The organism is Paenibacillus hodogayensis, assembly GCF_039536325.1.
GTDB classification, from domain to species: Bacteria; Bacillota; Bacilli; order Paenibacillales; family NBRC-103111; genus Paenibacillus_AB; species Paenibacillus_AB hodogayensis.
The window spans coordinates 293,032-318,339 of sequence record NZ_BAAAYO010000013.1; the positions used below are offsets into that span (position 1 = coordinate 293,032).

Sequence of the window (25,308 nt, forward strand, 5' to 3'; positions counted from 1 at the left end):
TTATAATCGATAATCATTCTCAGTTCAAGGCTCAAACCGGAAATCTGTCCCGCTTTACATGATATCTTTACAAAAAAAACAAACGATCTTGCCTTAATTTTAACAAAGCACTTGTAAAATTATCCTTGTATTCAAATCAGATAGGACGGAAGGGGTACATAGAAAGTATGTTTAAAAAGTCGCTCATTACCGCTTCAACAGTATTAGTCCTTTCTACGGGGGCAACTACCGTAACCGCTGCCAATCTCACCGGCACGACGAACGATCAAATTAAGTACTCGAACAACGGACAAACGGTTGCTCCATCGGCCCCGGCGGTCAACATTGACGGCAGCCTTTACCTTCCGGTTCGTGCACTCAGTGAATCGCTGAATAAATATGCGGATTGGGACGAGTTCCGCAGCAGCGTCGCTCTTACGGACAAGCCTACCTTAACGGGAAAATATTCGCTGAATGCGCCTGACTTGGCGGATGGTGTAAAAATGGGAGTCGGTTCCTCCCTGACACACATCCCCGGCGACCCGGACAACGTGTTTTATTCAACGGCCGACCGCGGTCCGAACGGCCAAATCGATGTCAACGGGAGTTCGCGCCGTACCTTCCCTCTCCAAGACTATGCTCCCAGCATCTATAAAATTAAAATTGCCGATGGCGAAATTACGATCCTCGAGCAAATCCCGTTGAAGGTGGCCGGCGTGGATCCCGTGTCCGGTAAATCGACGATTACCGGATTGCCGAATATCAAAGGGCGTGACGAAGTGCCCTACGATGCGAAGGCAGAGAAAGAACTCTCTTACGATCCGTACGGCTTGGATATCGAAGGGATTGCCTATAACCCGAAAGACGATACGTTCTGGATATCCGATGAATACGGCCCATCCATCGTGCACGTAAAACGCGACGGAACGATCATAGAGCGTATTGTACCGAAGGGCTGGGCGGCTCAAATAGAGACTCCGCTCGTTCCGGCACGGGAAATACTCCCCGCCGTGTACAATAAACTCCGCCAAAACCGTGGTGCGGAGTCTGTAGGCATCACACCGGACGGCAAATATATGTACATGGCTATGCAGAATGCACTGCGCAACCCTGACAAACAGATGGATAACTCCCGTCAAGTACGTATCATAAAGTTCGATCTGGCGACACTGAATCCGGTAGCGGAGTATGTGTATGTTCTGGAGGATGCTGCTCCCTACAAAGACTTGGCACAAGGCGACATCGTCCTGTCCGACATGGTGGCCATTAACGAGAACACGCTCCTTATCGACGAACGCGACAAATTCGCAGGAGATAAGGCTCAATTGAAACGAATCTATAAGGTAGACCTGTCCACGGCAACAAACATCCTGGGCAAGTATGACGATGCATCTAAGGCCGGCAAAACGCTTGAACAAATGAAGATTGCAGATTTGAAAGCCAATGGGATTGTACCCGTTTCGAAAAGTACGATACTGGATTCTGTCGAATTCAAATTCCCTTATGAGAAAATCGAAGGCATATCGCTTGTGAACGGCAACACTTTAGCTATTATCAACGATAACGACTTCGGTATCGACAGTACCTCTCCTAAAAATGGTACGGAGCTGTGGACATTCAAACTGCCTTACTCCATAAAATAATAAGAATCGAGTAGACAGGCGCGATTATCCCTGACCTCTCATAACAGCCCTTGGTCGTTCCAATAACGATCAAGGGCTGTTATTAATGTTACGGGGCACATCGAGTACCCGTGCTTTCGGCGATTTTACGCTCTGATTTCGATGTACATGTTGTACTTCGCTGACCACGCAATAAGCGAAACATTTGACATCAAAAGCATAATAAAGTATCTTGGTTATAAAGTATCTTGATTATCAAGATATTTATGCGAATTCAAGGAGGACTATCGTTTGCCAAGCGATCGACTTGAACAACCCACGGAGCAGCAGGAAAAACTTACGATGAGCATGCGCGGATTGGGAACTAGAACGGTACTTTACCAACAAAGTGTAGCTGCTTCCTTAGGAATTTATAATAATGACTTTTTATCTATCGACATTTTGCATGAAAAGGGCCCCGTCACCGCCGGAGAGCTGTCGAGACTAACCGGACTCACAACAGGCAGCGTTACTTCCTTAATCGACCGACTAGAAAAAAACGGCTTCGTGCGCAGGCAGCAGGATCCCCATGACCGTCGAAAAGTAATTATCGTCCCCTTATATGAAGATAAAGAAGACGTCAGTGCTACGTACCTCCAGCTTCACGCAGCGATGGTCAAACTGGCCTCCTCTTATTCGGATGAAGAGCTTGAGCTCATTTCACAATTTCTAAACAAAGCAAGCAGCGTGCTAGAGGAGCAAATTCATCATTTGCATTCAAACACTAAACGATAAGGAATGAGTCAAATGGCCGTGTTAGCTATCTATGCTACGAAAACAGGAGCAACCGAGCAATGCATAAAAACTCTTGCGGAAGAAATTTCGAATTGTACGATTTGCGATATTCAAGCGGAGAAGCCTGCCATCGAAGACTTTGATAGCATTATTTTGGGTGCTGGAGTTCGAGACGGAAAAATATATAAGCCGATTCGCGATTTTATCAAAAAAAATCATCAAGCATTGTTGGGAAAGAAAATGGGGTACTTTATCTGCAACGAGAAGCCAAAGGAAACAGAAGAAATAATAACGAGGAATATCCCAGTCGATCTAAGAGAAGCCGCTATCTGCTTGGAATCGTTTGGCGGCTATAAAGCTTATGCTGCACCAAAAGAAGGAACCGATCAACTGAAGGGCATTTTCGTGGATAAAATAAAAGAATTTGCCGAAAAATTCAAGTAGTAGAATCGTAATAATCACAGAACATTATTACCACGCTTTTACCGTTTTCCCGTCAAAATCATCGGCGAAACCAGATTGATATTCAGCAGTTGAATAATTGAAGCTGGATCTGTCTCTTCTATAAGTCGATTAAAAACAATACCAGCATTATTAATTAGATAGATTGATTCCATATTTGATGAATCAATCCTCCCAAAGATGTTTCTCATGAGCTCATCAATTTCGTGTACGTTGTTCAAATCAAATTCGAAATAATCCATTTTGTACTGCTCAGAATGGGCAAAGGCAATCAGAGAATCATTCTTTTTCCTTGAAACGCATAGCAGATGATGATGATTTGATAACAGTTTTCTACAGAGGGCTTCACCTATCCCACGTGAAGCTCCCGTCAAAATAATGTACTTCATTCCCGATCCCCCTTAGCATAAATATCTACGATTCGCTCCCCTTGCTTTTTGATCTTTTCCGCCACAAAAGCGGGCTCAAGCACGCGAACATCCGGTCCATATCCCAGTATCATGCCGTACATCCAGTGATTGTCCGGATAGCTGACTCTGACTAGCAGCGAGCCGTCGTGATCCACCACGATTTTGTCCAACCCAAAGGCTTCCTCCACCCTCACTCTTACCCGGGAGTCAAAACGCAGCAGCAAATGAACGAGAGGGCCGGTCTCTTGATTCCCCCAGCGTGCATCAAGCTCTTCCATACGAACGCCTCGATTCTTGAACGGCTCCAGATGAACCCGTAAGCCGCTTACTCGTGAAAGGCGGAACGTTCGGTAGTCTTCTCGAAGCCTGCAGTACGCATACAAGTACCAGGCGTACCCCTTCCAAGCAAGGCCAATCGGCTCAACCTCCCGCTGTTCTCCGTTTCCTTCGGTATTTGTATATAGAAAAGAGACGACGGACCGGTTTTTGGACGCTTGTCTAATCGACGCTAGAATAGACTTGTCCTTTAATCCGCCTCCATGCCACAGGTTTGTATCAAACATAAGCGTTTCGCCAGTCTCTTCCATCTGTTTCTGTTCGGATCTGGACACTAATGCCTTGATCTTGGTCAGCAGTGCGTTCAACTCCTGATCAGCTAACGAGGACTGTACCCCCTTTAATGCAATCAGAATCGACTGTAGATCGTCAAACGTGACGATCTGCCGATCAATACGGAACTGCTCCAGAATTTCATAGCCACCATCATTGCCCGTGTAGGAAACGATGGGAATGCCCGCTATATTAATAGTCTCCAAGTCGCGATAGATCGTGCGAAGCGACACCTCGAACTTATCCGCAAGCGTCTGAGCATTCACCCTTCGCTGGCTTAGAAGCATCATCGTAATACCAAGTAATCTCTGTATTTTCAAAAAATCCCCTCCTCCCTCATTCTACTCACCAATCAGAGTATAGTCGAATATTTGTGAATCCCTTACTTTCCTTGACAGACAGTTGTCAGGGACAGCGCCGTACAATGAGAGTATAAGTCAAGTCAACCCAATACCGAGGAGGACATGAGCCATGAACACGAAAAACGTCAGCAGCACAATCCCGAATGAAATCCGTCCCTATCGAATTGAAATTGCCCAAAACGAGCTGGACGACTTGAACAATCGTTTGGCGCTAACACGGTGGCCTGACGAAATTCCGGGCTCGGGATGGAACTATGGTGCATCCCTGAGTTTTGTGAAAGAGATGGTTGAATATTGGAAAACTTCGTTCGACTGGCGCAAGCAGGAGGCGCGCCTGAATGAATATCCGCAATTCACCACGACGATTGACGAGGCCAACATCCACTTTCTGCACATTACATCCACAGAGCCTAATGCTCTCCCGCTCATGCTTATTCATGGGTGGCCGGGATCGCCAGTCGAGTTCCTGGATCTGATCGGACCGCTGACAGATCCAACTTCTTATGGCGGTGATGCTGCTGACGCGTTTCATCTCATCATCCCATCGATCCCGGGTTTCGGGCTGTCCGGTCCTACGGCAGAGGCCGGATGGACTTCTTCCCGAGCGGCACGAGCATTTGCGGAACTGATGAAACGGTTGGGCTATGAGCGTTATGCCGTGCAAGGAGGCGATATGGGCGCCATGATTGCCCCGGAGCTCGGCCGCCTAGCGGCATCTCATGTCGTCGGTATACATGTTAACGCGGCAACGATGGGCTTTGTTCCATTCGGCCAAGTTGAGGAGGAAGTGCTCGCGACACTAACCGAAGCGGAGAAAGTTCGGTTAGCTCGATTGGGACATTTTATGCAGGAAAGATTCGGCTTTAATAGGATTCAATCGACTAGGCCGCAGACGCTTGCGTATGGGCTTCATGACTCCCCCGTCGGTTTGCTCGCCTGGACCTGCGAATTGTTCTATGGCTTCGGAGACGCTGTAGGGTCTGTCGATCGCGACCGTTTCCTGACCAATCTCATGTTGTACTGGACATCCGGAACAGCAAACTCTTCTGCTCGAATGTATTACGAAGGAGCACATGATCCATTGGCTTGGGCGCCAAAGGAGCTTTCTACAACTCCTGTCGGGGTGGCCATATTCCAACTGTCCGATGTAGCGATTCGCCGTTACGCCGAGCAGGCTAATAACATTATACATTGGAACGAATTCGACAGAGGTACGCATTTCGCGGCAATCGATGCGCCCGATTTAATGATCAACGATATCCGAACGTTCTTCCGGAGTGTGAAGTGAGGTTGTTTTTATATTTCTTGCGGGTAAAATATACAGTACGGTAAAATGAGCTCGCTGACCTCGGATCCCCTCTACCAGAGACATTACGCGGCGTGCTGATGATGTTATCCAATTCCTACCTAGACTCTGGGAGACTTCCGAGGCTATCATGTCCTCCAACCCTGACATCACGGGCAAGTAAATACAGCTATTCTGGACAAGAAAATTTGCACGGTTTAAAAACAAAGGAAATTCAGCCGGGAGCGTGATGGAATGCTAAGAGGATTCAAGCCCGTTCAGTCGAGTAATAGGATAATTGCCAATGCGATATGATCGGAAGAGTGCAACAGAGTTGGCTATACGGGTGTGTGTTGCCGCTGGTGCGAGCCAAGCGATGGCCATCTCTCTGGCTGAAGCAACTGTCGCTGCGGAATGCTCGGGTCGGAGCTCGGTTGGATTTGCTCATCTTCCCGACTACCTGGAAAGTTTGTTAAATGGTCGCATTAATGGCCTAGAAGAGCCTGCGATCTTCTTTCCAGCCCCTGCACTCATTCAAGTCGATGCCAAGGGAGGTATCGCCCAGCTTGGTTTTGATCGTGCATTCGAAGAATTGCTAACGCGGGCAAGCACCTATGGGGTGACCGTATTTTCGTTGCAAAACAGCTATACGGCTGGAGAGCTGGGCTATTATGTAAGGCGGCTTGCCCGTAAAGGATTGGTAGCGCTAGCGGCGACCAATGGATCTCCCTTAATGGCCGCGGGACAAAGCAGCGAGGCTGTCTATGGCACTAACCCGCTAGCCTTCGCCGCGCCTGTCGACAACAAGGCGCCTTTGGTTATCGACCAGGCATCTAGCGCCACGGCGTTTGTCAATATTCGGCAGGCGGCAGAGCGAGGGGAGAGAATTCCCGAAGGCTGGGCCATCGATGCGAAGGGACAAACCACAATGGATTCGCGTGAAGCGATCAAGGGGGCTTTGCTTGCTTTCGGGGGTGCTCGTGGTGCTAATATTGCACTCATGGTTGAAGTACTCGCCGCGGGTACGACAGGCGCGAACTGGTCGCTTGATGCTCCATCCTTTGCGGATGGGAGTCACTCGCCTGGTGTAGGCCTGTTCATTGTGGCCCTCAATCCCGAACTGCTCGCTCCTGATTTTTCCGCCCGAATGGCGTTACAGATCGAACGATTGTCCTCCAAAGGTATTCATATCCCCGGGGGCAGCTGTACGGAAGATGAAATGGAAATCGTCCTTCCGTCTTCACTTGTTGCGACCCTTGAGCAATATGGTTAACCTTAACGAAGCATTATTCTGAACAAGCCCCCTCTGCCAAATCGGCTGAAGGGGCTGTGCTTTTTACGAAAACCAACTTGTAACCAAACTAACACCTGAAATCAAATTCAGAACACATAATACTCCGCCCCATTTTGATCCCCAATCCCGCCTATTCAAAAAACCAATGATAATACCCGAAACGGATAAAAGGAATATCACGCTTGGGGTGATATATCGGCTGCTCACATCCGCCAACCCGAACAAGTAGTCAAATACAGAACTCCCATTTACCCGAATAAGCGATACCATACTAATCAGGGCGAACAGCAGAGCTAAACTACCGATCCCTAACGTCCTCTTCTCTTTGTTCATATCTATTATTCCTCTCTTCCCCTATTCCAATAAATAGTCGTAGTGAATACTCCCGCTGCATAATCGGCCGAAATCGAATGCCCCATTTGCATCAACAATGCTTTACATATGGATAGTCCGAGCCCTGTACTCCCGTTCTCCCGGCTAGAACTTGCTGTAAATGATCGCTCAAACACCCTGGCAAGTTCGTTTGACTTCAGCGGCTTACTTCCATTTGAAAAAGATAAAACCAATGATTCGTTTTCTATTCTACTTGTTACATCCAATCGTTCATGCCCGTAACGTCTTACATTTTGCAGAATGTTGTTGATCACCCGGATAACCGCGCTTTCGTCAGCGATAACGGTTGAACCAACAGGCAACAGCTCGGTATTGATGGCGATACCTGCTGTTTCAAAATCTTCATAAAACTGGGCTAACAATTCAAGGCATATCTTGTTAACATCCAGCGGCAGCATCAAAAACTGGTATTCCCCTTCATCCAATCGGGATAAGTCGTAAAAATCCAAAATCAATCTCTGTAGAGAACGCGCCCGTTCCTGTACAATCAATAAATACGATTGTCGTTCTTGTTCGGTTAAATCCGGATTGTTCAGCAGACGAATATAACCCAATATCGCTGTCAACGGCGTTCGCATGTCGTGGGATATATTAGAAATCGCTTGATGGAGAGCAATCTCTTTCACCCGGTATTGCTGGGCGGCCCAATCTTTTTCCTCAACAAACCGGTTAATCTCCATGATCAATTTGTAATTGCCTTTTGAAGGGAAAAATGTCGTCAAGTGCTCGGTACGTTGTTCGTCGTTCAACCGCCGCAACTTTGCAGTCAGTTGTCTATTCTGTACTTGCTGCAATAGAAGCAGAGTGAACAAGATCAAACTAACACCAATCGATGCTACTAACCATCCGACCACAGGACTCACCCTCGACTGTTATAATTCCTTTTTGTTAAAAAGCAGACAACCTACCCATACGATCGCGATAATACCCAGAACAGTCAAAAACACACTTACAAAATCGCCTGTATTGTATTTGTTCAAAATATCCTGCATGTGGGGAACCGTCTTTGCGATCGAATTGAGACCTTGCTGCACCACGCCACATATCAATAACATCAAGACCGTTTTTTGAATAAAAAGAGCAAATAGCTGAAACACGCCCACGAAAAATAACACTTGCAAAATCATGAGAAACTGCTGTAAGGAAAATAAACCCCCGAAAAATTGGATTGCTTGTTCCGGCGATGCCGCAAATCCTGCAGCTACGCTTATCACGATGGAAAGAACAAGCCAAAATGTGACGATCAAAATAACTCCCGATAGGAACTTCGAGGTGTAATACTGGCTTCTGGAAACGCCGGTGTTCATATCATTTTTTATTACTTTCAAATACAACTCTTCTTTGAGCGTATAGTCGTTAACTACCACCGAGATGAGCAGAAATAGTAAAAAGTTGATAGCCGGATAAAAGGAAAGAACTTTCTCGGCAGAATATTGGCTTGAAAACCCCAGAACGGCTAACACGGAAACAGCAATCAAAATAGCGGTAAGATTGAGGAAGCCTTTACGAAGAAGGATACGATGCATGTCCGCTTTGATATGATTAAACATGTTCCGTTCCCCCCAGCATATCCAAAAAATATTCCTCCAAGTCTTTTCCCTCTAACGTGAGCGAATATACATCAATTCCATTCGTAACCAACTCCCGATTCACTTGCTCGGGATGATCCATCAGTTCGTAACATTCAATACTATTTCCGGGCAGCACCTTATACTTCGTTATGCCACAAATCTTTTCCAGGACGGCGCAAGCGCGCGACGGGTCGCTGACTTTCAGCCGCAGTACATTTTGACATTCCTGCTGAAGCGTACTGGAGCTGACTTCTCGGATCAGCTTTCCCTTATCAATAAAACCGTAATGCGTAGCGATGCTGCTAAGCTCTTTGAGCAAATGGCTTGAAATCAGAATGGTGACTCCCTTTTCCTGATTAAGCCTCACTAAAATTTCCCTGATTTGGACAATCCCAACCGGATCAAGTCCATTGACGGGCTCATCCAATATTAACATTTCAGGATCGCCGAGCATGGCTAACGCCAGCCCTAACCTTTGCTTCATGCCGAGGGAAAAATGACTGAACTTTTTGTCCTTCGTATGCTCCAATCCGACAAGCTTCAAAAGCCGATCGATCTGCCCGTTATTCGGCAAACCTTTTTTAATGCAATAAATGTCCAAGTTCTTCCTTGCGCTGAAATTTGGGAAAAACGCCGGCGTCTCTAGCATATAGCCAATGCGGGTGCGATTTTCTTGAATTTCTTTCTTGCTTTCTCCTCCAAATAACGATAATTTCCCGGCAGTCGGTAAACTTTGCCCGCATATCAGGCGCATCAAAGTCGTTTTTCCTGCACCGTTTTTTCCGACAAGCCCATAAATTTGGCCGCGCTCGACCCTCAGGCTGCAATCTTGAAGCGCAGCCGTATTCCGGTATACTTTCGCTAAACCCATCGTTTGTAAAATAGCTTCACTCATTTGGCCCCTCCTTTACTGGGTAAATCAATTGTAATCCAGTACTTTTGAGTTCCCTTTAAAGGAGTCTGAAGATTTTCTGAAGTTACTCGGACAGGCGAAATCCAATACCGCGTATCGTTTTAATATAAAGAGTATCCGGATCGATCTTTGCAATCTTATTGCGAATATGACTGATATGTACGTCTACGGTATTCTCGTTGCCAAGAAAGGATTGCTCCCAACAGCTTTCAAAAATATTGGAACGGGTAAAAACCTTTTTAGGATTTCGCATGAGCATTTCCATGATCCTGAATTCTAGCGCGGTGAATGCCAAGGCCTCATCCTTCACTGTAATTTCTGCGGTATCCGTATGGAGCGTGCAGTTTTTCCAAGATAAAATCTGAGCGGGCTGCTGGTCCGCGGAATAGATTCGGCTTCTGCGAAGCTGTGCTTCTACTCGCGCTACAATTTCTTCAAACTCAAAAGGTTTGGGGATAAAATCATCGGCGCCAAGCCGCAATGCGTTTACCCGCGCGTCTGTTCCGAGTTTGGCGGAGATCACGATAATGGGGATGGTTTGCTCTTTTCGCATGTCGGCAATCAGACTTTCGCCATCTAGCCCCGGAAGCATTAAGTCTAAAAGAATACAGTCAAATTGCTCGTGCTTAAGCAAAAGCTTCCCTTCCGTGCCCGAATAGGCGCAGGTAACGGCATAGTTATTTTGTTTCAATATGTTTACCAGTAAACCGCTAATGGCGGTATCGTCCTCAATAATCAGTATTTTCCCAATGTACATGGTTATCTCCTTTAAAGTCTTAAGGTTTCCTTCATTGCCGATTATTATCTTGAGTGATATTTTACCATCACATCATTTATAAAAGGTACTCCTGTTATATAAACAAGCATAAACTTATGTAGAAATAAAAAAGCCCTGATCGTTCATAGACCCGGGCTTCAGATGTATAACTTAATATAATGCTAAAAAAAACTACCGGTTCCCCCTCATCAGGAACCGGCAGGTTTTCATTTTGACGCATCGACCGCTTGCTCGTCCGATATTTCGTTCATGTTCCTTGCCGTTCGGCTTCCGCCCGGAACTCCCAGTTCCGGACACGACGGCGCTCCTCCCAAAAACGGCGATAAATGCCGCTTTGGCCGATGAGCTCCTTGTGCGTGCCAGTCTGCGCCACTTGTCCCTGATCGATCACGACGATCCGGTCCGCACGGCGAACGGTATTCAGGCGATGTGCGATGATGACGACAGTTCTATCCCTGGCCAGTTCCTCGAACGCCTCCTGAATATACCGTTCATTATCCGGGTCCACACTGGCGGTCGCTTCATCGAGCAGCACGATCGGCGCGTCTTTGAGCATGGCGCGGGCAATCGAAATGCGCTGTCTTTGTCCGCCAGACAGCAAACCGCCGCCCTCGCCGACAACCGAATCGTATCCGAGAGGCATCTTCATGATAAAGTCATGGCAGCGCGCTTTCCGGGCGGCTTCCATAACCTCCTCGAGCGTCGCGTCCGGTTTGCCGTACCGGATATTATTCGCCACCGTATCGTCGAACAGGTAGACGTCCTGGAATACGAAGGAGAGCAGCTTCATCAGTTCATCGCTATCCATGCTGCGCACGTCCGTACCGCCAATCGTAATCGCTCCCTCCCTCACATCCCAAAACCGGGCGATCAGTTGAAGGATCGTCGTCTTTCCGCCGCCCGACGGACCGACCAGCGCCGTCGTTCCTTTGGCCGGTATCGACATGTTCAAGTTTCGAAGCACATCGTTTTCCTTATATCCGAAAGAAACATTGCGAAAGGCGATTTCATAGGTTGCCGGCCTTGCGGCACCGGACGCCTCCGGCAGATCGTCGGCCTGAATAATATCGTTCATATGGCGGACGTTCGTCATATACATGCGCCGGTACAACGCATAATCCATTAACGGTAGCGGCTGATAAAAACAGATCGCCAGCACCAGGAACGACATAAAAACCGCAGGCGCAACCGCTCCGACTCCAGTCAAATAACCGCCGACAAGGAGCACTAGCGTAAATCCGAGTTCGAATGAAATGCTGTAGACCGACGTATAGGGCGTCAGTTTTCGGTTAATGGCAATGCTGGCGTCCCTGTACCGGCGAATGGCTTCCTCATAGCTGCGCATTCGGCTGCCCATTATGCCGAAGGAGCGAATGACAGTGATGCCCCGGATGTATTCCAGAATGCGGCTGTTGGCATCCTCCCGGGCCAGCGATAGCCGGTGCAGCACCTCCTGCAGCTTCCGTTCCGCGAGCCAGGCAGTCAGCACGCTTAACGGCACCCCGACCAGCGAGGCGAGCGCCAGCCGCCAGTCGATCCCGATCATCACCGCCAGCAAAATCGGAGGAATGACGCCCGCCTTCATCATGATGATCACAACAGACGGAATATAGACGTACGTACCGGCGTCGGCTTTGATGCGCGACTCAATCAAAGAAGCATCCCTCTCGACAAAAAAACCGAAGGGAAGGCGACGAAGACGGTTCCCCAAATATAGCCGCATATGCGTCAGAAAATGACCGAATAACGGAAACGACCACCGGTTGGTCAAATAGTAGAAAACAGCCTGTCCGGCAAACACCAGCCCCATCCAAGCGGTTCTCTGCCATGCCGTATCGTTATCTCCGATAAGCAGCGCATGGATGACGCCGACGATCGCAAGCGACCCGAGGGCGACAAACACATTTTCCAAAATAGAGAACGCATAAATCCACTTCATGCTACGGCTCTTCTCGCCTGCCAGTAGCATCGTTTGCTTAGGAGCGGACATGTTCAGCAAATGACGGTGCGGATCAACTGACCCGGACGAACTGCCGCCCGTCTGTTCATCGTTCCCGCTTGTCTCTGTCCGCTCCGCGTCGCCACCGGAAGCATCCATCATCCCAGCTGCCCGTTCCGCATCCGCAGCCTCCAGATCATCGAGATCGTCCGTCCCTGCCTGATACGCTTCCCAAGCTCTCCGGTACAGCTCGCTTTCCTGCAATAGGGCGTCATGCTTCCCGGTATGGACGATTTTCCCTTCATCCATCACGACGATTTGATCGGCATGAACGATCGTTCCGAGACGATGCGCGATGGCCACAATCGTTTTGGGCTTGCCTTCCCCCGGCTGAAGCAGCGCAGACAGCGCATCGCGAATGCCGGCTTCATTCTCGGGATCGACAAGCGCCGTCGCCTCGTCGAGCACGATGATCGGCGCATCCTTCAGCACGGCCCGTACGAGACTGATCCGCTGGCGCTGCCCTCCGCTGAGCGTCATTCCGCCTTCGCCGACAACGGTCTCGTACCCGTCGGGCAGTTCCCGAATAAACGCATCGCATGCCGCTTTTCGGGCGGCTGCCCTTACTTCCTCATCGGTCGCGTCCGGCTTGCCCAACCGAATGTTGTCCATTACCGTTCCGCGAAACAAATACGCATCCTGAAACACGAAGGAAACAAGCGCCATCAGCTTATCCTCCGGTATATCGCGAACATCTGCATCGCCAATCGATATCGAGCCGCCGGACACGTCCCAAAACCTCGGCAGCAAGCGCGCCACCGTAGTTTTGCCGGCTCCCGAGGCCCCGACAAGCGCGGTCATCGTCCCCGTCGGGATATCCAGCGAGATATCCTCCAGTACATTGTGCCGATTGTAGGCGAACGTGACATGACGGTAATGAATCGTCGTATCTTCCGGCAGCAGCGGCCGTTCAGCGGAAGGAATCACCGCTTCCTCAAGCAGCCGGCTCACATTGTTCAGCGAGGCGGACAAGCGATGAGACGTGATGCCGCTGGAACGCAGCATCTTGAACAGGGCCGCCCCCACGCTCATCGACATGAGAACAAAAAAGATCAATACCGGAACAGTCGTCTCATCCCGTGCGATCAGCCACAGTCCAACCGGAACAACGATCAGCAAGGCGGTACGCGACAGCAGGACAGCCGCCGTTTTCGCCGGCATGGTCCGGCGCTCGATCGAGGAGACCGCCTCGGAATAAACACGAACGGCTTTGGCATAGGCTTCGAACGCATGATCAGTTCGCGAGAACGCGCGAATGACCTTCATCCCGTACACATACGTCAGAATAGCGCCGCTGATCGCCGGTCCCGCTTGGCCGTATCCCGCCTGAATCGGCTTCACAATCTTTAAAACGATCCTATAGCCGACCACCATCAGGGCGATAAAGCCGAGCACCGCCAGCCCCATGCGCCAGTCCAGCGCGAACATCAATAGAAAGGACAGGATCGGCAGCGCCGTACTTGTGCTGATATCCGGCAGCAAATGCGCGATCCCTTCCTCCAATTGCTCCACATCTTCGTTCAGCGTGTGTTTGATCTTGCCGCTGTCCGTCCGATCGAAGTAGCCGAGCGGTATCCGGGTCAGCTTGTCTGCCAGCGCCATTCGAATGTTGTACACGACATCATAAGCGATCTGATGCGTCCAGTCGATCGATACTGCGGTCAATACCCCTTTAAGAACAATCGCCAACAGCGCAATCGCGGCGAAAAGCAGCAGCTGCTTTTGGTCAACGAACAGGCTGGCGTCGAGTAATCCTGCACAAATACGGTAAACGATCCAGTACGGAACAAGTCCCAGCAGCGTAGCCAACACCGCAGCCCCGACAGCGCCGCAAAGCGCAGCCTTGCGTTTTCCCAAAAAAGGCTTCAGTCGGCTGATTGGCGATGGCGGCTTCGTCCGTTTTTCACGCTGCGCTCCTTCGGTGGATGCGGATGATGTCGTAGAAATCACCCTTTCGATTCTATTTTCCCATTGCCTTGATGAGCGTTTCCAGTCCGTATTGCTGACCGATCGGGCCCAGGCCCATAGCGAGTTCTCCATTGATCGCATACACCTGGTTTTGTTTCACGGCTTTGAGCGATTTCCATACCTCGCTCTTCTCCCATTCGTCTGTCAATGCCGGCAAAGATTTGTTCGTGTAATTGAAATAGCCAAGCACGAGATGATCCGGATTGATCACGCTCAAGCCTTCCAGCGTAAGTTGTCCATTGGCCGGCATATTTTCCGACATTTTCGGAAACGTCAAGCCAAGTCCGTCATAATAGGCAGGCAGCGTACTCGGCTGCATGACGTAAACCGCTTTTTCGCGAACCTGTACGAACAGTACCGATTCGCCTTGTTTAGCAGCAAGCTTTTGCTTGCCTGCTTTCTGGGTCTCCGTAAACTTGGCAATCACTTCTTCCGCACGCTTCTCCTGCCCCAGCACGTTGCCGATCATCCCCACGACCCTCAGCCATTCCGTCCGCATATTGATCGCTTCCTCGTCGATCCAGACGGTCTGGGCGACTTTCTCCAGCTGCTCCTTAATCGACTGATTCGTTTTACTGCCCGCTATGATCAGATCCGGACCGTAGCTCAGCAGCGCCTCCAGATTGACCTGGGTTCCTTCGCCCACAATCTTAAATTCCTTGAATTTGCCGACATACGGCTTCAACTGCTCCGATTCCAATACCGAATTGGCGGCAGAAAAAGGGAGTGTTACCCCTACCGACGGCTGATCGAAGGGCAGAACCATTTCAACCAACTGCCACGAAGCGAGCGCCACCTTCTGTGGTTGTTTCTGGATCGTGATTTTGCCTCCGGCGCTTTCCACCTGGCGAGGAAATACGCTTTCTTTTTGTGCGGCTTGCTTTTGATCCGCGGGTTCCCCTGTCGCTTGCTCCCCCTTCTGAGCGCCAGCCGTGCTGCCAGTCTCCGGCGCTTGCGGACTTGACGAGCACGCTGTCGCCAGCACGATCATAAAGATCAGTACAATCCATCCTATTGCTTTCCGCCTCATGGTTTCTCTCCTGTCCCCTTGCAGTCGAAATAATGATAATGATTATCGTTATTGATTCTAGCTTAAGAGGGACACAAAAGGAAATGGCAATTATGCTGCTATTTTGATGTGAAATATTCCGAAGCATCCGCTCGGCTGTTGCGGCTGCGGTTCAAGCCGGTTATAGCGGTTTATCCGAGGTTTTCAGCTCGCTCGGCGACACTCCCCTATATTTCTTGAATATTTTGCTGAATTGGTACGGATCGTTGTAGCCGACGCTTTTCCCGATTTCCCGGATCGAGGCGTTTGTCGTCAGCAGCATCTTCTCCGCCAGATGGATACGATGCCGAATGACGTAGTGAATCGGACTGACTCCGGCCGCCTTGAAAAACAGCTCGGCAAAATATTTCGGACTCATGCCGTAGCGGCTGGCCAAGCTGAACAAGGAGTGCGTTTCCTGGATATGGAGATGAATATAAGCGATCGTTTCCTCGATAATGTCCCGATGTTCGCTAACTTGCAGTTTTTTGGCGGCCAGTCTCATCTCGTTCAGAAACTGATAAAACAGCGTCTTCATCTGCAGCTCGGATTGAACGTCCCCCCGGCCCGCCGTCTCGTTCATGTGATCCAGCAGCGCATACAAATGCGGGCATTCCCCGATTTCGATCTGGTAATGCCTGTACGGCTCCTTACCTTTCCAGCCCGCGGGCAGATGCCCGGTATACAGCACGCGGTAGCATTCGAATGTCTCTTCTCCGATGTTCCAGGCATGGACCGACATATCGGCGGAGCTGTGAACGACGGTGCCCGGCTTCAAGTCATACGTATGCTGGTCGAGTACAAGCTTGCCTTCCCCCCGCTTCGTGATCGTGAACGAGGGGGTATCGCTTCGATAAGCCGTGGACAGCTCATGCGGCCCTCTAACAAAATTGGCGATCAGACCGACTTGGAAGCTATATTCGGCCCACTGCTTCGAAAGCACATTCCAATCAATGTCCGTCATGCCAAGTGCCGCCTTTCCTCATAACCTTGTTTACTTCATTATAAGTAATAATAGTTCTCACTTGAATGGAAATGTGTTACGTGCGCAGAAAAAGCAGCCCCTAAAACAAAATGTTTTAGAGGCAGATTTTTTCACTCAATAAGCCTACAACTTGTAAAAATCGTTTCGTCTTAACTTAAGTCAATGAACCGCTCCCCGTATGTTTAACGCTGCCTGCGGTACTCTGTCGGAGTCGCCCCGGTATGCCGTTTGAAGGCGCGATTAAAAGGGGCGACCGTCAAATAGCCGACGAGCGCAGCGATATCTTGAATTTTCAAATCCGTATTTTGCAGCATTTCCATCGCCTTTTCCATTCGCAGCACATGCGTATATTCGCTCAGGTTAACCCCGGTTTTTTCTTTGAAATAAGTCGATAAATAAGAGCTTGTAATGTTTAGCTTTTGCGCCAGCAGATCGAGCGACAAGTCGCCGCCCAAATGGGACTGAATGTAATCTTTGACGAACGTGACCATATAATCCGACTCTGCTTCGGTTTTTTTGGAGCGAATCGATTGGGCATGGGCCGACAACAATTGTTGGAAGAATTGTTTGTACTGCTCGAGCGTGTAACATTGGTTCAATTGTTCGTAAACCTTTTTGGGATTTTCGTACCCGGCGACCGACAAATTTTGGGCATAGATGACCTTGACGGCCTTCTCCACGATTTGCCGGCCGAGCGCCCGCACCTGCTGTGCAGGCGCATTCGCTTTTTCCAGCTGCTCCATGAGCCGGTTCACGAGCGGAATGCAGATCGTATCGTTGCCCACATTCAGGTTCGTGGCCAGCTCCTGCTCTTGAGCAAGGGTAGGAATCAGAGGAAGCGGTGTCGGCGTCATTTCGGTAAACACTTGAATATGCTCGCCAAGCGTTCGTTGATTCACGAGCTCGGCAACATGGTCGTACGTCTCGGCGAACTGCGAAGCATCCTTGCGCATCGGACTAACACCGATTGTAAAATAAAAATACAACGTCTCCGGAAGAAGCCGGGCCGTCAGCGGTTCGATCACTTCATCCGCCAACAGCGGTCGCTCCGGCTGCTCGAAAAGAACGGTCAGGATACGGTCCTGTTCAATCTGGAAGGTAAGCGAATCCGGATAGTTTGCCGAGAAATGAAGCTGGATCATCTCCTTGATCAGCGCATAGGCGCGATGGGGTTCGATCGCGATATCCGCCTGCGATTGTTCATTAAGAACAAGGTGCAGCAAAATGAGCCGATATGGCTTGTCGGAATCGATCGCCATTCGAATGTTGGCAACATCGGCGGAAATCATTTTCAGCCGGCTGATGTACGCGTAGTGCTGCAGCAGCGAATTTTTGGCGTCCAAATCGCGATGAATATGGCGGTGCGATTGGAACAAGTCTTGCACTTTATGGAACAGCACGTTAAACTCCTTGATCCGGCTCTGTCTCGGAGCCGGCCGACTGCCGAGTTCTTCAATAGCCTGTACAAGTCCTCTGAGCGGGTTCTGGAACCTTCTGGCCACCAGAAAAGAGAGCGTGAGGCTGAGCAATAGCGAAATGATCACGATCATCACGAAGATGAAGTTCAGCCGTTTGATCGGCTCCGTAATGTGGCGGATCGGAATCATGTCCACATACAAATAGCCCGATTCCTTCGCCCGCTTGTATAGGTACAGGGAATCGCCGAGTACCATAGATCCTTGGCCGGTCAATTCGCTAAACTTGGAATCGCTTTCATCTGAACGATCGCCCGCGGCAAATACAAGCCGGCCTTGCGGATCGAAAATGGAAAACCATTCGTTTTCGACAGGCTGATGAAATTCTGCATACATCGAGCTGGCGTCCAGCAAAGCGATAAATGCAAACTGATTGTCGTATTCTTTTTTGGCCAACACCGGCATCAGGTTGCCGAGGGACGTTTGGCCGAATGCCGTTTGCTCTCGAAAAGGCTCCCCGGCATAGATATGAAAGCTTTGCCGCTTATCCATTTCCTCATTCCAAAAAGCAGGCTGATAGGTCGAACTGACGTACAATTTGGAAAACATCGTACGCGGATCGCGGGTACCGTTCTTGTCAATGAGCAGATCCTTGTCCCGGAAATAATAGATGATGTTGTTGATATACAGGATCGGATTGTTTAACGCGCTTTGCAGGTCGGACTGAACTTGGCGAAACATTTCGTAGTTGACGGGACGATTGCGGCTTTCGGCGAGCGTTTGCGTGTCCGAACGAAATATATAGTTCATGAGATAAATTTTGAGTTGCTGAAAATGCTTTTCATAATGCGTTACGGTCGCATTCAAATTCAAGCTGGTGTTTCGGATCAGCTCGGTCCGTGCGTTTTGGTGGAAATACATATAGGTCAGCAAATTGAACGACATCAGCAAAGCGATTATGCCGATGAAGCTGGCGGACAATGCGAAGAAAAGCGATGTATTGTAACTGGCTTTGACTCGGTTCACTCCGACCATTCCTTTTTTTGGATTCAGTATACCATCCGTTATTCCGCGGCAACAAACACCTGATTTCAAGATTCTTGACTCCCGTTTCACTTCTTGCCCATTTTTAATGAAAACGCAATCAAAATCAATGTTCCAAAGAAAACATCGTGTTCCGCTCGCGTTCATTTTGTTACGATACATTCGGAACGAGCGTTTACCACAATTGGAGCGGAAGACATACAAGAAGAACTGGCGGAAGAAGGGGGGAGCAAATCTTAGTTCATCATGATGGAACAGGCGCATCTATAGAGTTGGAGGAATAGCGGAATGGAAATCGACAGCCGACTACACCTTGCGGCAGGCAAACAATCGTTTGGCCGAAAATGGGGACGAAGCAAATATTTGCTTCTGCTGTTTTTGCCCACGTTGGTGTACTACATCATGTTTAAGTACATCCCCATGTTCGGGGTGCTCGTCTCGTTTAAAGATTATAACTTGTTTAAAGGCGTTTGGGAAAGCGACTGGGTCGGTCTCAAGTATTACCGCATGTTTTTCGAAAGCCCCGACTTCTTCAAGCTGCTGCGCAATACGTTCGTGCTCGGTATATACCGGCTCGTTTTCGGATTCCCGGCACCGATCATCCTGGCACTGCTTCTGAACGAGGTGAGGCATATGGTGGTCAAACGATTCGTCCAGTCGGTCAGCTACTTGCCTCACTTCATATCCAATGTGGTCGTCGTCAGCATGATGGTGCTGTTTTTGTCGCCCTCAAGCGGGATCGTCAATCGTGTTATGGAGTGGACCGGCATGGAGCCTGTGAACTTTATGGCCCGTGAAGATCTGTTCCGTGGCATTTATGTGTTGTCGGACATTTGGCAGCATGTCGGATGGGAGACGATCATTTATTTGGCTGCGCTTACAGCGATCGATCCGCAGCTGTACGAAGCGGCCAAAATCGATGGCGCAGACCGGTGGAAGCAACTGATCCACGTCACACTGCCGGGCATGCTGCCGGCCATCATCATCCTCTTGATTTTGAATGTCGGGAGCGTCCTGGAGATCGGGTTCGAGAAGGTGTTCCTGATGCTCAATCCGGCGATTTACGGGACAGCGGATATTCTCAGCACCTATGTATACCGCACCGGGCTCGGCAGAGGCAACTACAGCTACGCGACGGCCATCGACCTATTCACGAGCGTAGTCAACCTGATCTTCATTATGGCCGCGAATTGGATCAGCCGTAAAACGAGCGAAACAAGTTTATGGTAGAAGGGAAGAGGCGCATTTCATGAAGGCTCAAGTGACCGGCTTCGACATCATCCTGTACATCGTCCTGTCCGGAATCGTCGTAGTCACCTTGTATCCGTTCGTTTATATGATCGCCGTATCGCTTAGCAGCGACGTTCATGTCCTGAAGGGAGATGTGTTTTTATGGCCCAAGGGACTTAATTTCAGAGTGTACAGCGTCGTGCTGCAAGACCCGCTCATCATGCGGTCGTATGCGAACACGATTATGTATACGGTGCTTGGAACGACGATATCGTTATTTGTGACGGCCGCCGGAGCGTACGCCATTTCCAAAAAAGACTTGCTGTTTTATCGCGGATTTATCATGATGATCGTCATCACGATGTTTTTCAGCGGCGGCATGATCCCGACCTTTCTCGTCGTCAAAAGCTACGGGCTCGTCGATACGATTTGGGGGATGGTTCTCCCGACCGCGATAAGCACCTGGAACTTGATCGTGATGCGAACGTTTTTTGCCGGGTTTCCGAAGGAAATCGAGGAGTCTGGCAAAATGGACGGGCTGACCGACATCGGGGTGTTTTTCCGGCTCGCTCTCCCGTTGTCCAAAGCGATCCTGGCCACGATCGGCCTGTTTTACGCCGTCGGCATCTGGAACAACTTTTTTTCCGCTATGCTGTATTTGCGCACCAGCGAGCTGTTCCCGCTGCAGGTGGTGCTGCGCAATATCGTGCTCCAGGGGGCAAGCAATTCGAGCGAAGCGACGAATATCGGCGGAGATACGCTGCTGATCGACGAGTCGCTGAAATTCGCCACCATCATCGTCTCTACATTGCCAATCTTGATGGTCTACCCGTTCCTGCAAAAATATTTCGCCAAAGGCGCGATGATCGGGTCGATCAAAGGCTGACCTATTTGTTGATAAAAGGGAGGGGCATTACAAATGAAAAAGCTCGTTATAACGACGCTTGTATGCGCGATGGGCATGGCGACCGTCGCCGCTTGTTCCGGGGGAGTCAAAGATCAGCCGTCATCGCCGTCCGATTCGACCGACAATGCATCGGCGAACAAAACATTAACGTTCCTGAACTACAGCAATCCGAGCTGGCCGTATTCGAAAGATTGGCCCATATGGAATTTTTTGAAGAAAGAAACCGGCATTAGTTTGGACATCCAAACTCCGTCGGGCGGGAAGCTCGAGGAAGCCCTCAGTCTGGCGATCGCCTCCGGCACGCTGCCGGATTTGCTATGGACGCAAAACAAATCGTTGGCCAATAAATACGGGCAGCAAGGGGCGCTCGCCAACGTGCTCGATTATGTAGATGAGATGCCAAACTTTAAAAAGTGGCTGGACCAGCATCCGGCGGTCGCGCAAAGGACCATCGCCTCCGACGGCAAAATGTACACGCTGCCGAACCAGGGGATCGGCGAAACGAACCGGATGATCTGGATGTACCGGGAAGATATTTTCAAAAAACACGGACTCAAACAGCCGGCTACGTGGGATGAGCTGTATGCAACGCTCAAGCAGCTAAAGGAGCTTTATCCGAACAGCTATCCGTTAACGTTCCGGTACGGGCTGAACTATTTACAAAATTTGGGTGCTTCCTTTAATACCGTCGCTACGCTTGGCACCGATCCGAGCGTTTACTACGATACGAGTTCAAAGCAATGGAAGTATGGCCCGACGGAAGACAACTTTAAAAAGATGATCGAGTATTTGAACCGATTTTATAAAGAAAAGCTGCTGCCTCCGGATTTCCTGACCGTCGACACGAAGATTTGGCAGGACATGATGTCTACAAATCGTGCATTCGTTACGCTGGACTACATCGGACGAATCGACTTTTTTAACTCGGCGTTGCGCAAGGAGAATCCGGAATTCAACCTGTTGTTCATGACGCCGCCGGCCGGCTGGTCGGGAGGACCGCAAAAAAATGCGTTTACCCAAACGGCGGAGGAAGGGTTCATGATTTCCTCCAAAACGAAAAACAAGAAAGAAGTAGCCAAATTTCTCGATTTCTTTTACACCGAAAAAGGCCGGACGCTCGTAAGCTGGGGCGTCGAGGGGGAAACCTACAAAGTGGAAAACGGCAAAAAGGCGTTCATCGGCGACGTGAAAGACGTTTCCGATCTCCGCAAAAAGACCGGCTTGTCCACGGACGGCACTTACATCTGGTTCGATTACGACGCGCACATTTCGCTCGCTTCTCCCGAGCTGAAACAGGCTTATGAACTGGCGCCAAAATACGATTCCGAACAACAGCCGAAACCAGCGTTCACCTCCGCGGAAATCGAGACGTTGAGCACGATCGGGGATGCGCTCGTCAAAAGCCGGGACGAAAACTTGTCCAAATTTATTATAGGCGAAAGAAGCTTGTCCGAATGGGACAAATACGCCGAGGAACAAAATAAACTGGGCATCGACAAAATAGTCGCGATTTATAAAACGGCCTTTGAACGTATGCAAAAAGCGGCAAAATAACAATCTTCATCAACATGCAAATACGAAGCACCCGGCCGGGTATCGCGTTGAGATCCGGAACGGGTGCTTGCTGTTAACGCTGGGACGATTCAAAATTTGTTGATCTCGCTTTGTTCAACACACCCTGTTTAGTGACACTGTAACGAACCTTAAACTAGGTATACGCATAGGATGAAAATAAATTATTATGAGGCTTTATGGCTCAAATCAAACCCTCGATAAGGAGTGAAATCATATGGCATTTATGCCAGTTCCGGGGTATCAAGGACTACCTACTCAACTCTCCCCTCCCCCCTCCTACGTCCCGCCAAAACCTGCTGTATCTTATATCATTGACTGCGTATATCAATATACCTATGTTTGGTTATGGAACGGGGAAAGCTTCTGGTATTACCCAATTAGCGTTGAGCAAGGTCGAGTCTCAGGTTATCGATGGAATGGTTTTATCTGGACGTATTATGGATTTGATCCGAGATTAATCAGTGCTGTTTCGTGTCCTCCAATTCCTACTCTATACTAATATATTAAGAAGATTTGCGAATTACTGGAGTGACGGGGTACAGCCGTCCGTCCTCCTTCTTTCTTACGGTTTCAGGCGCTTGCGCAGCATGCCGGGGGTGTCGAGCTTGCGGCTCTTGAACGTCTGATACAGATAGCTGACGCTGGAGAAGCCGGTGCGTTCGGCGATCTCCCCAATCGAGAGCTCGCCCTCCTTCATGAATTGGCAGGCCATCCGCACGCGGTATTGGATGAGATACTCCTGGAACGTCAGGCCGAGCGCCTGCTTCAGGATGCGGTTCATCTGCCGCTCGCTCAGGAACAGGATGCGGGAAGCGTCGGACGCACGAATAGTTTGCCGGTACTGCGTATGGATGTAGTTCAGCACGCGGTCGACCCGCTGCTCGTTCGAGGTCATGCAGCCGCGCCCGGCATCGGGACCGGGAAGCGGCCGATGCTCGGTGACGATCCGGACCAGGTGCACGAGGATGCCGATCAAGAGCGACTGGATTTTGTGCACGTAGCCGACCGGCTGCATGGAGTCTTCCGCCATGATGGATTCGAAATCCTGTACGATCGAGCGGGTGTCCTGGAAGACGAGCGGAAGAAAGGCGGAAAGGATCGACCGCAGCGGATTGGCCGAGGCCTCCTCGGGACGGTTGGCGGATTCAATTATTTCGCAATGGATGCAGTATTCCGCCATCGGATCGTCCGGATCGGAACGCTGGCTGTGCTTCACAAAAGGGCCCGTAATGAAAAATTGCCCTGCCTGCACGAGCAGCTCGGCGTCGTCGATCCGGATATAGCCGCGTCCGGACGGGATGATGTGAATCTCGTAATCGGTGTGGAAATGCTCGGGCGTATACCAGTCGGGATCCGGGAGAACATGAATCAGCCTGACGATGCGGATGGTCAGACTGCCTAGCATGAAATCCAAATTGACATCGCTCGAAATGGGGATGAACGAACTCATCTGGGACGCCTCCATCATGTCCGGATATCTAAAGAAGGTTGTCTCGATATAGTATATTCCATTCCGACGGAACTTTGTATACTTCAGGGGTAGCACGAAGCACGAAATAGGACAAGCGCCCAGAAGGAGGCAACGGACATGGATAAAGTCAAATTCATCATGATCGGCGTAGGCGGTATGGGCAGGGAGCATATTCGCAGGCTGCTGCAGGTTCCGGAAGTGGAAATCGTCGCGCTCGCGGACCCGTCCGAAGCGGCGGTGGTGGATACGAGGAAGCGGTTCCCGGAGCTTGCGGAGACGGATGCGTACACGGATTACCGGGAGGCGATCGCCCAAGCCGACGCAGACGCGGCCATTATCGTGTCCCCGCACAGCTTGCACTTTGAGCAGGGGATGGCGTGTCTCGACGGCGGGCTGCACGTGCTGATGGAGAAGCCGTTCGTCGCCGGCTCGGACAATGCGGAGCGGCTGATCGCGCATGCCGAGAAACTTGGCAAACATCTGGCCGTGGCCTACCAGCGACACTTGTCCGGCCCGTACCGGTATATCCACGACGTCGTTCGCAGCGGCGGCATCGGCAAGGTCAATTTCATTTGCGCCTACCAGGCGCAGAACTGGCTCATCCCTATGAAGGGAACCTGGCGGCAAAATCCGGCGCTCTCCTGCGGCGGCCAGTTGAATGACTCCGGCAGTCACCTGCTCGACGTCGTCCTGTGGGCGACCGGTCTGGAGCCGGAAGCGGTCACGGCGATGATCGACAACCGCGGAGCCGAGGTCGATATCGACTCGGCGGTCACCGTCCGCTTCAAAGGCGGCGCGATCGCGACGTTCAACGTCATTGGCAGCTCCAACATCGACTGGCAAGAGGATATGTCCATTCATGGCGAAGAGGGAACGATTCTTTATCGGAACCATAAAATTTTCGTGACGAAAAACGGCGAGCGTCGCGTCACCGAAGTAGACGAAAGCGAGTTCCCGCCGTCCGGCGATCCGAGCCGGGATTTCGCCGAGCTCGTGCTTGGCCGCGTAACCGAGGCGGCTGCGCCCGCAAGCTGCGGCTTGGCGATCGCCCGGCTGACGGAGGCTGCGTGGCAGAGCGCGGCAGAAGGCAGCCGGCTGGTCAGGCTGTAAGATGGCGCAAATGAATAGGAACAGCCCGACAACGGTTTTCCGTTGCGGGCTGTTTTTTATGACTGCGCGTCGACGCCGGGACGGACACTCGTCGAACTGAAATT

21 protein-coding genes are annotated in these 25,308 nt (G+C 50.3%); 9 read left to right on the plus strand and 12 right to left on the minus strand.

What is annotated here, in order from left to right:
* Window positions 1–167: 167 nt before the first annotated feature.
* From ABD796_RS27505 to ABD796_RS27515, 3 genes are all read left to right on the plus strand, one after another.
* On the plus strand, window positions 168–1,622 hold the full coding sequence (locus ABD796_RS27505; protein WP_344914353.1) for an esterase-like activity of phytase family protein: 1,455 nt from the start codon (window positions 168–170) through the stop codon (window positions 1,620–1,622).
* Between the two features lie 270 nt (window positions 1,623–1,892).
* The gene (locus ABD796_RS27510) at window positions 1,893–2,375 is read left to right on the plus strand and encodes a MarR family winged helix-turn-helix transcriptional regulator (protein WP_379119006.1); all 483 of its coding nucleotides are present in this window, start codon (window positions 1,893–1,895) and stop codon (window positions 2,373–2,375) included.
* A gap of 12 nt (window positions 2,376–2,387) precedes the next feature.
* Window positions 2,388–2,819, plus strand: coding sequence for a flavodoxin domain-containing protein (locus tag ABD796_RS27515; RefSeq protein ID WP_344914355.1), 432 nt, complete (start codon window positions 2,388–2,390; stop codon window positions 2,817–2,819).
* Window positions 2,820–2,857: 38 nt separating this feature from the next.
* Here the strand turns inward: ABD796_RS27515 and ABD796_RS27520 are convergent, their stop codons facing one another.
* Both ABD796_RS27520 and ABD796_RS27525 read right to left on the minus strand, forming a co-directional pair.
* Window positions 2,858–3,226 (minus strand): SDR family NAD(P)-dependent oxidoreductase, encoded by a 369-nt coding sequence (locus ABD796_RS27520; RefSeq protein WP_344914357.1) that lies wholly within the window; start codon window positions 3,224–3,226, stop codon window positions 2,858–2,860.
* Window positions 3,223–4,176, minus strand: coding sequence for a helix-turn-helix transcriptional regulator (locus tag ABD796_RS27525; protein WP_344914359.1), 954 nt, complete (start codon window positions 4,174–4,176; stop codon window positions 3,223–3,225). The genes ABD796_RS27520 and ABD796_RS27525 overlap by 4 nt, the downstream gene beginning before the upstream one ends.
* 151 nt (window positions 4,177–4,327) lie before the next feature.
* Between ABD796_RS27525 and ABD796_RS27530 the strand changes: the two genes are divergently transcribed.
* On the plus strand, window positions 4,328–5,506 hold the full coding sequence (locus tag ABD796_RS27530) for an epoxide hydrolase family protein (protein ID WP_344914361.1): 1,179 nt from the start codon (window positions 4,328–4,330) through the stop codon (window positions 5,504–5,506).
* 301 nt (window positions 5,507–5,807) lie between these two features.
* Window positions 5,808–6,776 carry an Ldh family oxidoreductase gene (locus ABD796_RS27535; RefSeq protein ID WP_344914363.1) on the plus strand — a complete coding sequence of 323 codons (969 nt, stop codon included), beginning with the start codon at window positions 5,808–5,810 and terminating at the stop codon, window positions 6,774–6,776.
* 63 nt (window positions 6,777–6,839) lie between these two features.
* Here ABD796_RS27535 and ABD796_RS27540 read toward each other — a convergent pair whose 3' ends face one another.
* The 9 genes from ABD796_RS27540 to ABD796_RS27580 all read right to left on the minus strand — a co-directional run bounded on the left by ABD796_RS27540 (window position 6,840) and on the right by ABD796_RS27580 (window position 18,893).
* Window positions 6,840–7,130, minus strand: coding sequence for a hypothetical protein (locus ABD796_RS27540; RefSeq protein ID WP_344914365.1), 291 nt, complete (start codon window positions 7,128–7,130; stop codon window positions 6,840–6,842).
* Between the two features lie 5 nt (window positions 7,131–7,135).
* The gene (locus tag ABD796_RS27545; RefSeq protein ID WP_344914368.1) at window positions 7,136–8,044 is read right to left on the minus strand and encodes a sensor histidine kinase; all 909 of its coding nucleotides are present in this window, start codon (window positions 8,042–8,044) and stop codon (window positions 7,136–7,138) included.
* An 18-nt stretch (window positions 8,045–8,062) separates the two neighbouring features.
* The gene (locus ABD796_RS27550) at window positions 8,063–8,740 is read right to left on the minus strand and encodes a hypothetical protein (protein WP_344914370.1); all 678 of its coding nucleotides are present in this window, start codon (window positions 8,738–8,740) and stop codon (window positions 8,063–8,065) included.
* Window positions 8,733–9,656, minus strand: a complete 924-nt coding sequence (locus tag ABD796_RS27555) for an ABC transporter ATP-binding protein (protein WP_344914372.1) — start codon at window positions 9,654–9,656, stop codon at window positions 8,733–8,735. Before ABD796_RS27555 ends, ABD796_RS27550 begins: the two co-directional genes overlap by 8 nt.
* Window positions 9,657–9,738: 82 nt before the next feature.
* Window positions 9,739–10,431: a response regulator transcription factor gene (locus tag ABD796_RS27560; RefSeq protein WP_344914374.1), complete on the minus strand. Its 693-nt coding sequence runs from the start codon at window positions 10,429–10,431 to the stop codon at window positions 9,739–9,741.
* A 268-nt stretch (window positions 10,432–10,699) separates the two neighbouring features.
* Window positions 10,700–14,308, minus strand: a complete 3,609-nt coding sequence (locus ABD796_RS27565; RefSeq protein ID WP_344914376.1) for an ABC transporter ATP-binding protein — start codon at window positions 14,306–14,308, stop codon at window positions 10,700–10,702.
* Between the two features lie 103 nt (window positions 14,309–14,411).
* The gene (locus ABD796_RS27570) at window positions 14,412–15,449 is read right to left on the minus strand and encodes an ABC transporter substrate-binding protein (protein WP_344914378.1); all 1,038 of its coding nucleotides are present in this window, start codon (window positions 15,447–15,449) and stop codon (window positions 14,412–14,414) included.
* 160 nt (window positions 15,450–15,609) lie between these two features.
* On the minus strand, window positions 15,610–16,431 hold the full coding sequence (locus ABD796_RS27575; RefSeq protein WP_344914381.1) for a helix-turn-helix domain-containing protein: 822 nt from the start codon (window positions 16,429–16,431) through the stop codon (window positions 15,610–15,612).
* A gap of 203 nt (window positions 16,432–16,634) precedes the next feature.
* The gene (locus ABD796_RS27580; RefSeq protein ID WP_344914383.1) at window positions 16,635–18,893 is read right to left on the minus strand and encodes a helix-turn-helix domain-containing protein; all 2,259 of its coding nucleotides are present in this window, start codon (window positions 18,891–18,893) and stop codon (window positions 16,635–16,637) included.
* Between the two features lie 306 nt (window positions 18,894–19,199).
* On the opposite strand from ABD796_RS27580, the gene ABD796_RS27585 reads away from it, so the two are divergent.
* Genes ABD796_RS27585 through ABD796_RS27595 form a run of 3 tightly spaced genes read left to right on the plus strand, consistent with a single transcriptional unit; the run spans window position 19,200 to window position 22,602 of the window.
* On the plus strand, window positions 19,200–20,141 hold the full coding sequence (locus ABD796_RS27585; RefSeq protein WP_344914385.1) for an ABC transporter permease: 942 nt from the start codon (window positions 19,200–19,202) through the stop codon (window positions 20,139–20,141).
* Between the two features lie 19 nt (window positions 20,142–20,160).
* Window positions 20,161–21,027, plus strand: coding sequence for a carbohydrate ABC transporter permease (locus ABD796_RS27590; RefSeq protein ID WP_344914388.1), 867 nt, complete (start codon window positions 20,161–20,163; stop codon window positions 21,025–21,027).
* Between the two features lie 33 nt (window positions 21,028–21,060).
* The gene (locus tag ABD796_RS27595; protein WP_344914390.1) at window positions 21,061–22,602 is read left to right on the plus strand and encodes an extracellular solute-binding protein; all 1,542 of its coding nucleotides are present in this window, start codon (window positions 21,061–21,063) and stop codon (window positions 22,600–22,602) included.
* A 583-nt stretch (window positions 22,603–23,185) separates the two neighbouring features.
* Here the strand turns inward: ABD796_RS27595 and ABD796_RS27600 are convergent.
* On the minus strand, window positions 23,186–24,073 hold the full coding sequence (locus ABD796_RS27600) for an AraC family transcriptional regulator (protein WP_344914392.1): 888 nt from the start codon (window positions 24,071–24,073) through the stop codon (window positions 23,186–23,188).
* A gap of 138 nt (window positions 24,074–24,211) precedes the next feature.
* Between ABD796_RS27600 and ABD796_RS27605 the strand changes: the two genes are divergently transcribed.
* On the plus strand, window positions 24,212–25,204 hold the full coding sequence (locus tag ABD796_RS27605; RefSeq protein ID WP_344914394.1) for a Gfo/Idh/MocA family protein: 993 nt from the start codon (window positions 24,212–24,214) through the stop codon (window positions 25,202–25,204).
* Window positions 25,205–25,308: the final 104 nt, after the last annotated feature.

Coding starts and splice junctions, on each gene's coding strand:
- ABD796_RS27505 (WP_344914353.1), top strand. CDS start 168: ATGTTTAAAAAGTCGCTCATTACCGCTTCAACAGTATTAGTCCTTTCT.
- ABD796_RS27515 (WP_344914355.1), top strand. CDS start 2,388: ATGGCCGTGTTAGCTATCTATGCTACGAAAACAGGAGCAACCGAGCAA.
- ABD796_RS27520 (WP_344914357.1), bottom strand. CDS start 3,226: ATGAAGTACATTATTTTGACGGGAGCTTCACGTGGGATAGGTGAAGCC.
- ABD796_RS27530 (WP_344914361.1), top strand. CDS start 4,328: ATGAACACGAAAAACGTCAGCAGCACAATCCCGAATGAAATCCGTCCC.
- ABD796_RS27535 (WP_344914363.1), top strand. CDS start 5,808: ATGCGATATGATCGGAAGAGTGCAACAGAGTTGGCTATACGGGTGTGT.
- ABD796_RS27540 (WP_344914365.1), bottom strand. CDS start 7,130: ATGAACAAAGAGAAGAGGACGTTAGGGATCGGTAGTTTAGCTCTGCTG.
- ABD796_RS27550 (WP_344914370.1), bottom strand. CDS start 8,740: ATGTTTAATCATATCAAAGCGGACATGCATCGTATCCTTCTTCGTAAA.
- ABD796_RS27555 (WP_344914372.1), bottom strand. CDS start 9,656: ATGAGTGAAGCTATTTTACAAACGATGGGTTTAGCGAAAGTATACCGG.
- ABD796_RS27560 (WP_344914374.1), bottom strand. CDS start 10,431: ATGTACATTGGGAAAATACTGATTATTGAGGACGATACCGCCATTAGC.
- ABD796_RS27570 (WP_344914378.1), bottom strand. CDS start 15,449: ATGAGGCGGAAAGCAATAGGATGGATTGTACTGATCTTTATGATCGTG.
- ABD796_RS27575 (WP_344914381.1), bottom strand. CDS start 16,431: ATGACGGACATTGATTGGAATGTGCTTTCGAAGCAGTGGGCCGAATAT.
- ABD796_RS27585 (WP_344914385.1), top strand. CDS start 19,200: ATGGAAATCGACAGCCGACTACACCTTGCGGCAGGCAAACAATCGTTT.
- ABD796_RS27590 (WP_344914388.1), top strand. CDS start 20,161: ATGAAGGCTCAAGTGACCGGCTTCGACATCATCCTGTACATCGTCCTG.
- ABD796_RS27595 (WP_344914390.1), top strand. CDS start 21,061: ATGAAAAAGCTCGTTATAACGACGCTTGTATGCGCGATGGGCATGGCG.
- ABD796_RS27600 (WP_344914392.1), bottom strand. CDS start 24,073: ATGAGTTCGTTCATCCCCATTTCGAGCGATGTCAATTTGGATTTCATG.
- ABD796_RS27605 (WP_344914394.1), top strand. CDS start 24,212: ATGGATAAAGTCAAATTCATCATGATCGGCGTAGGCGGTATGGGCAGG.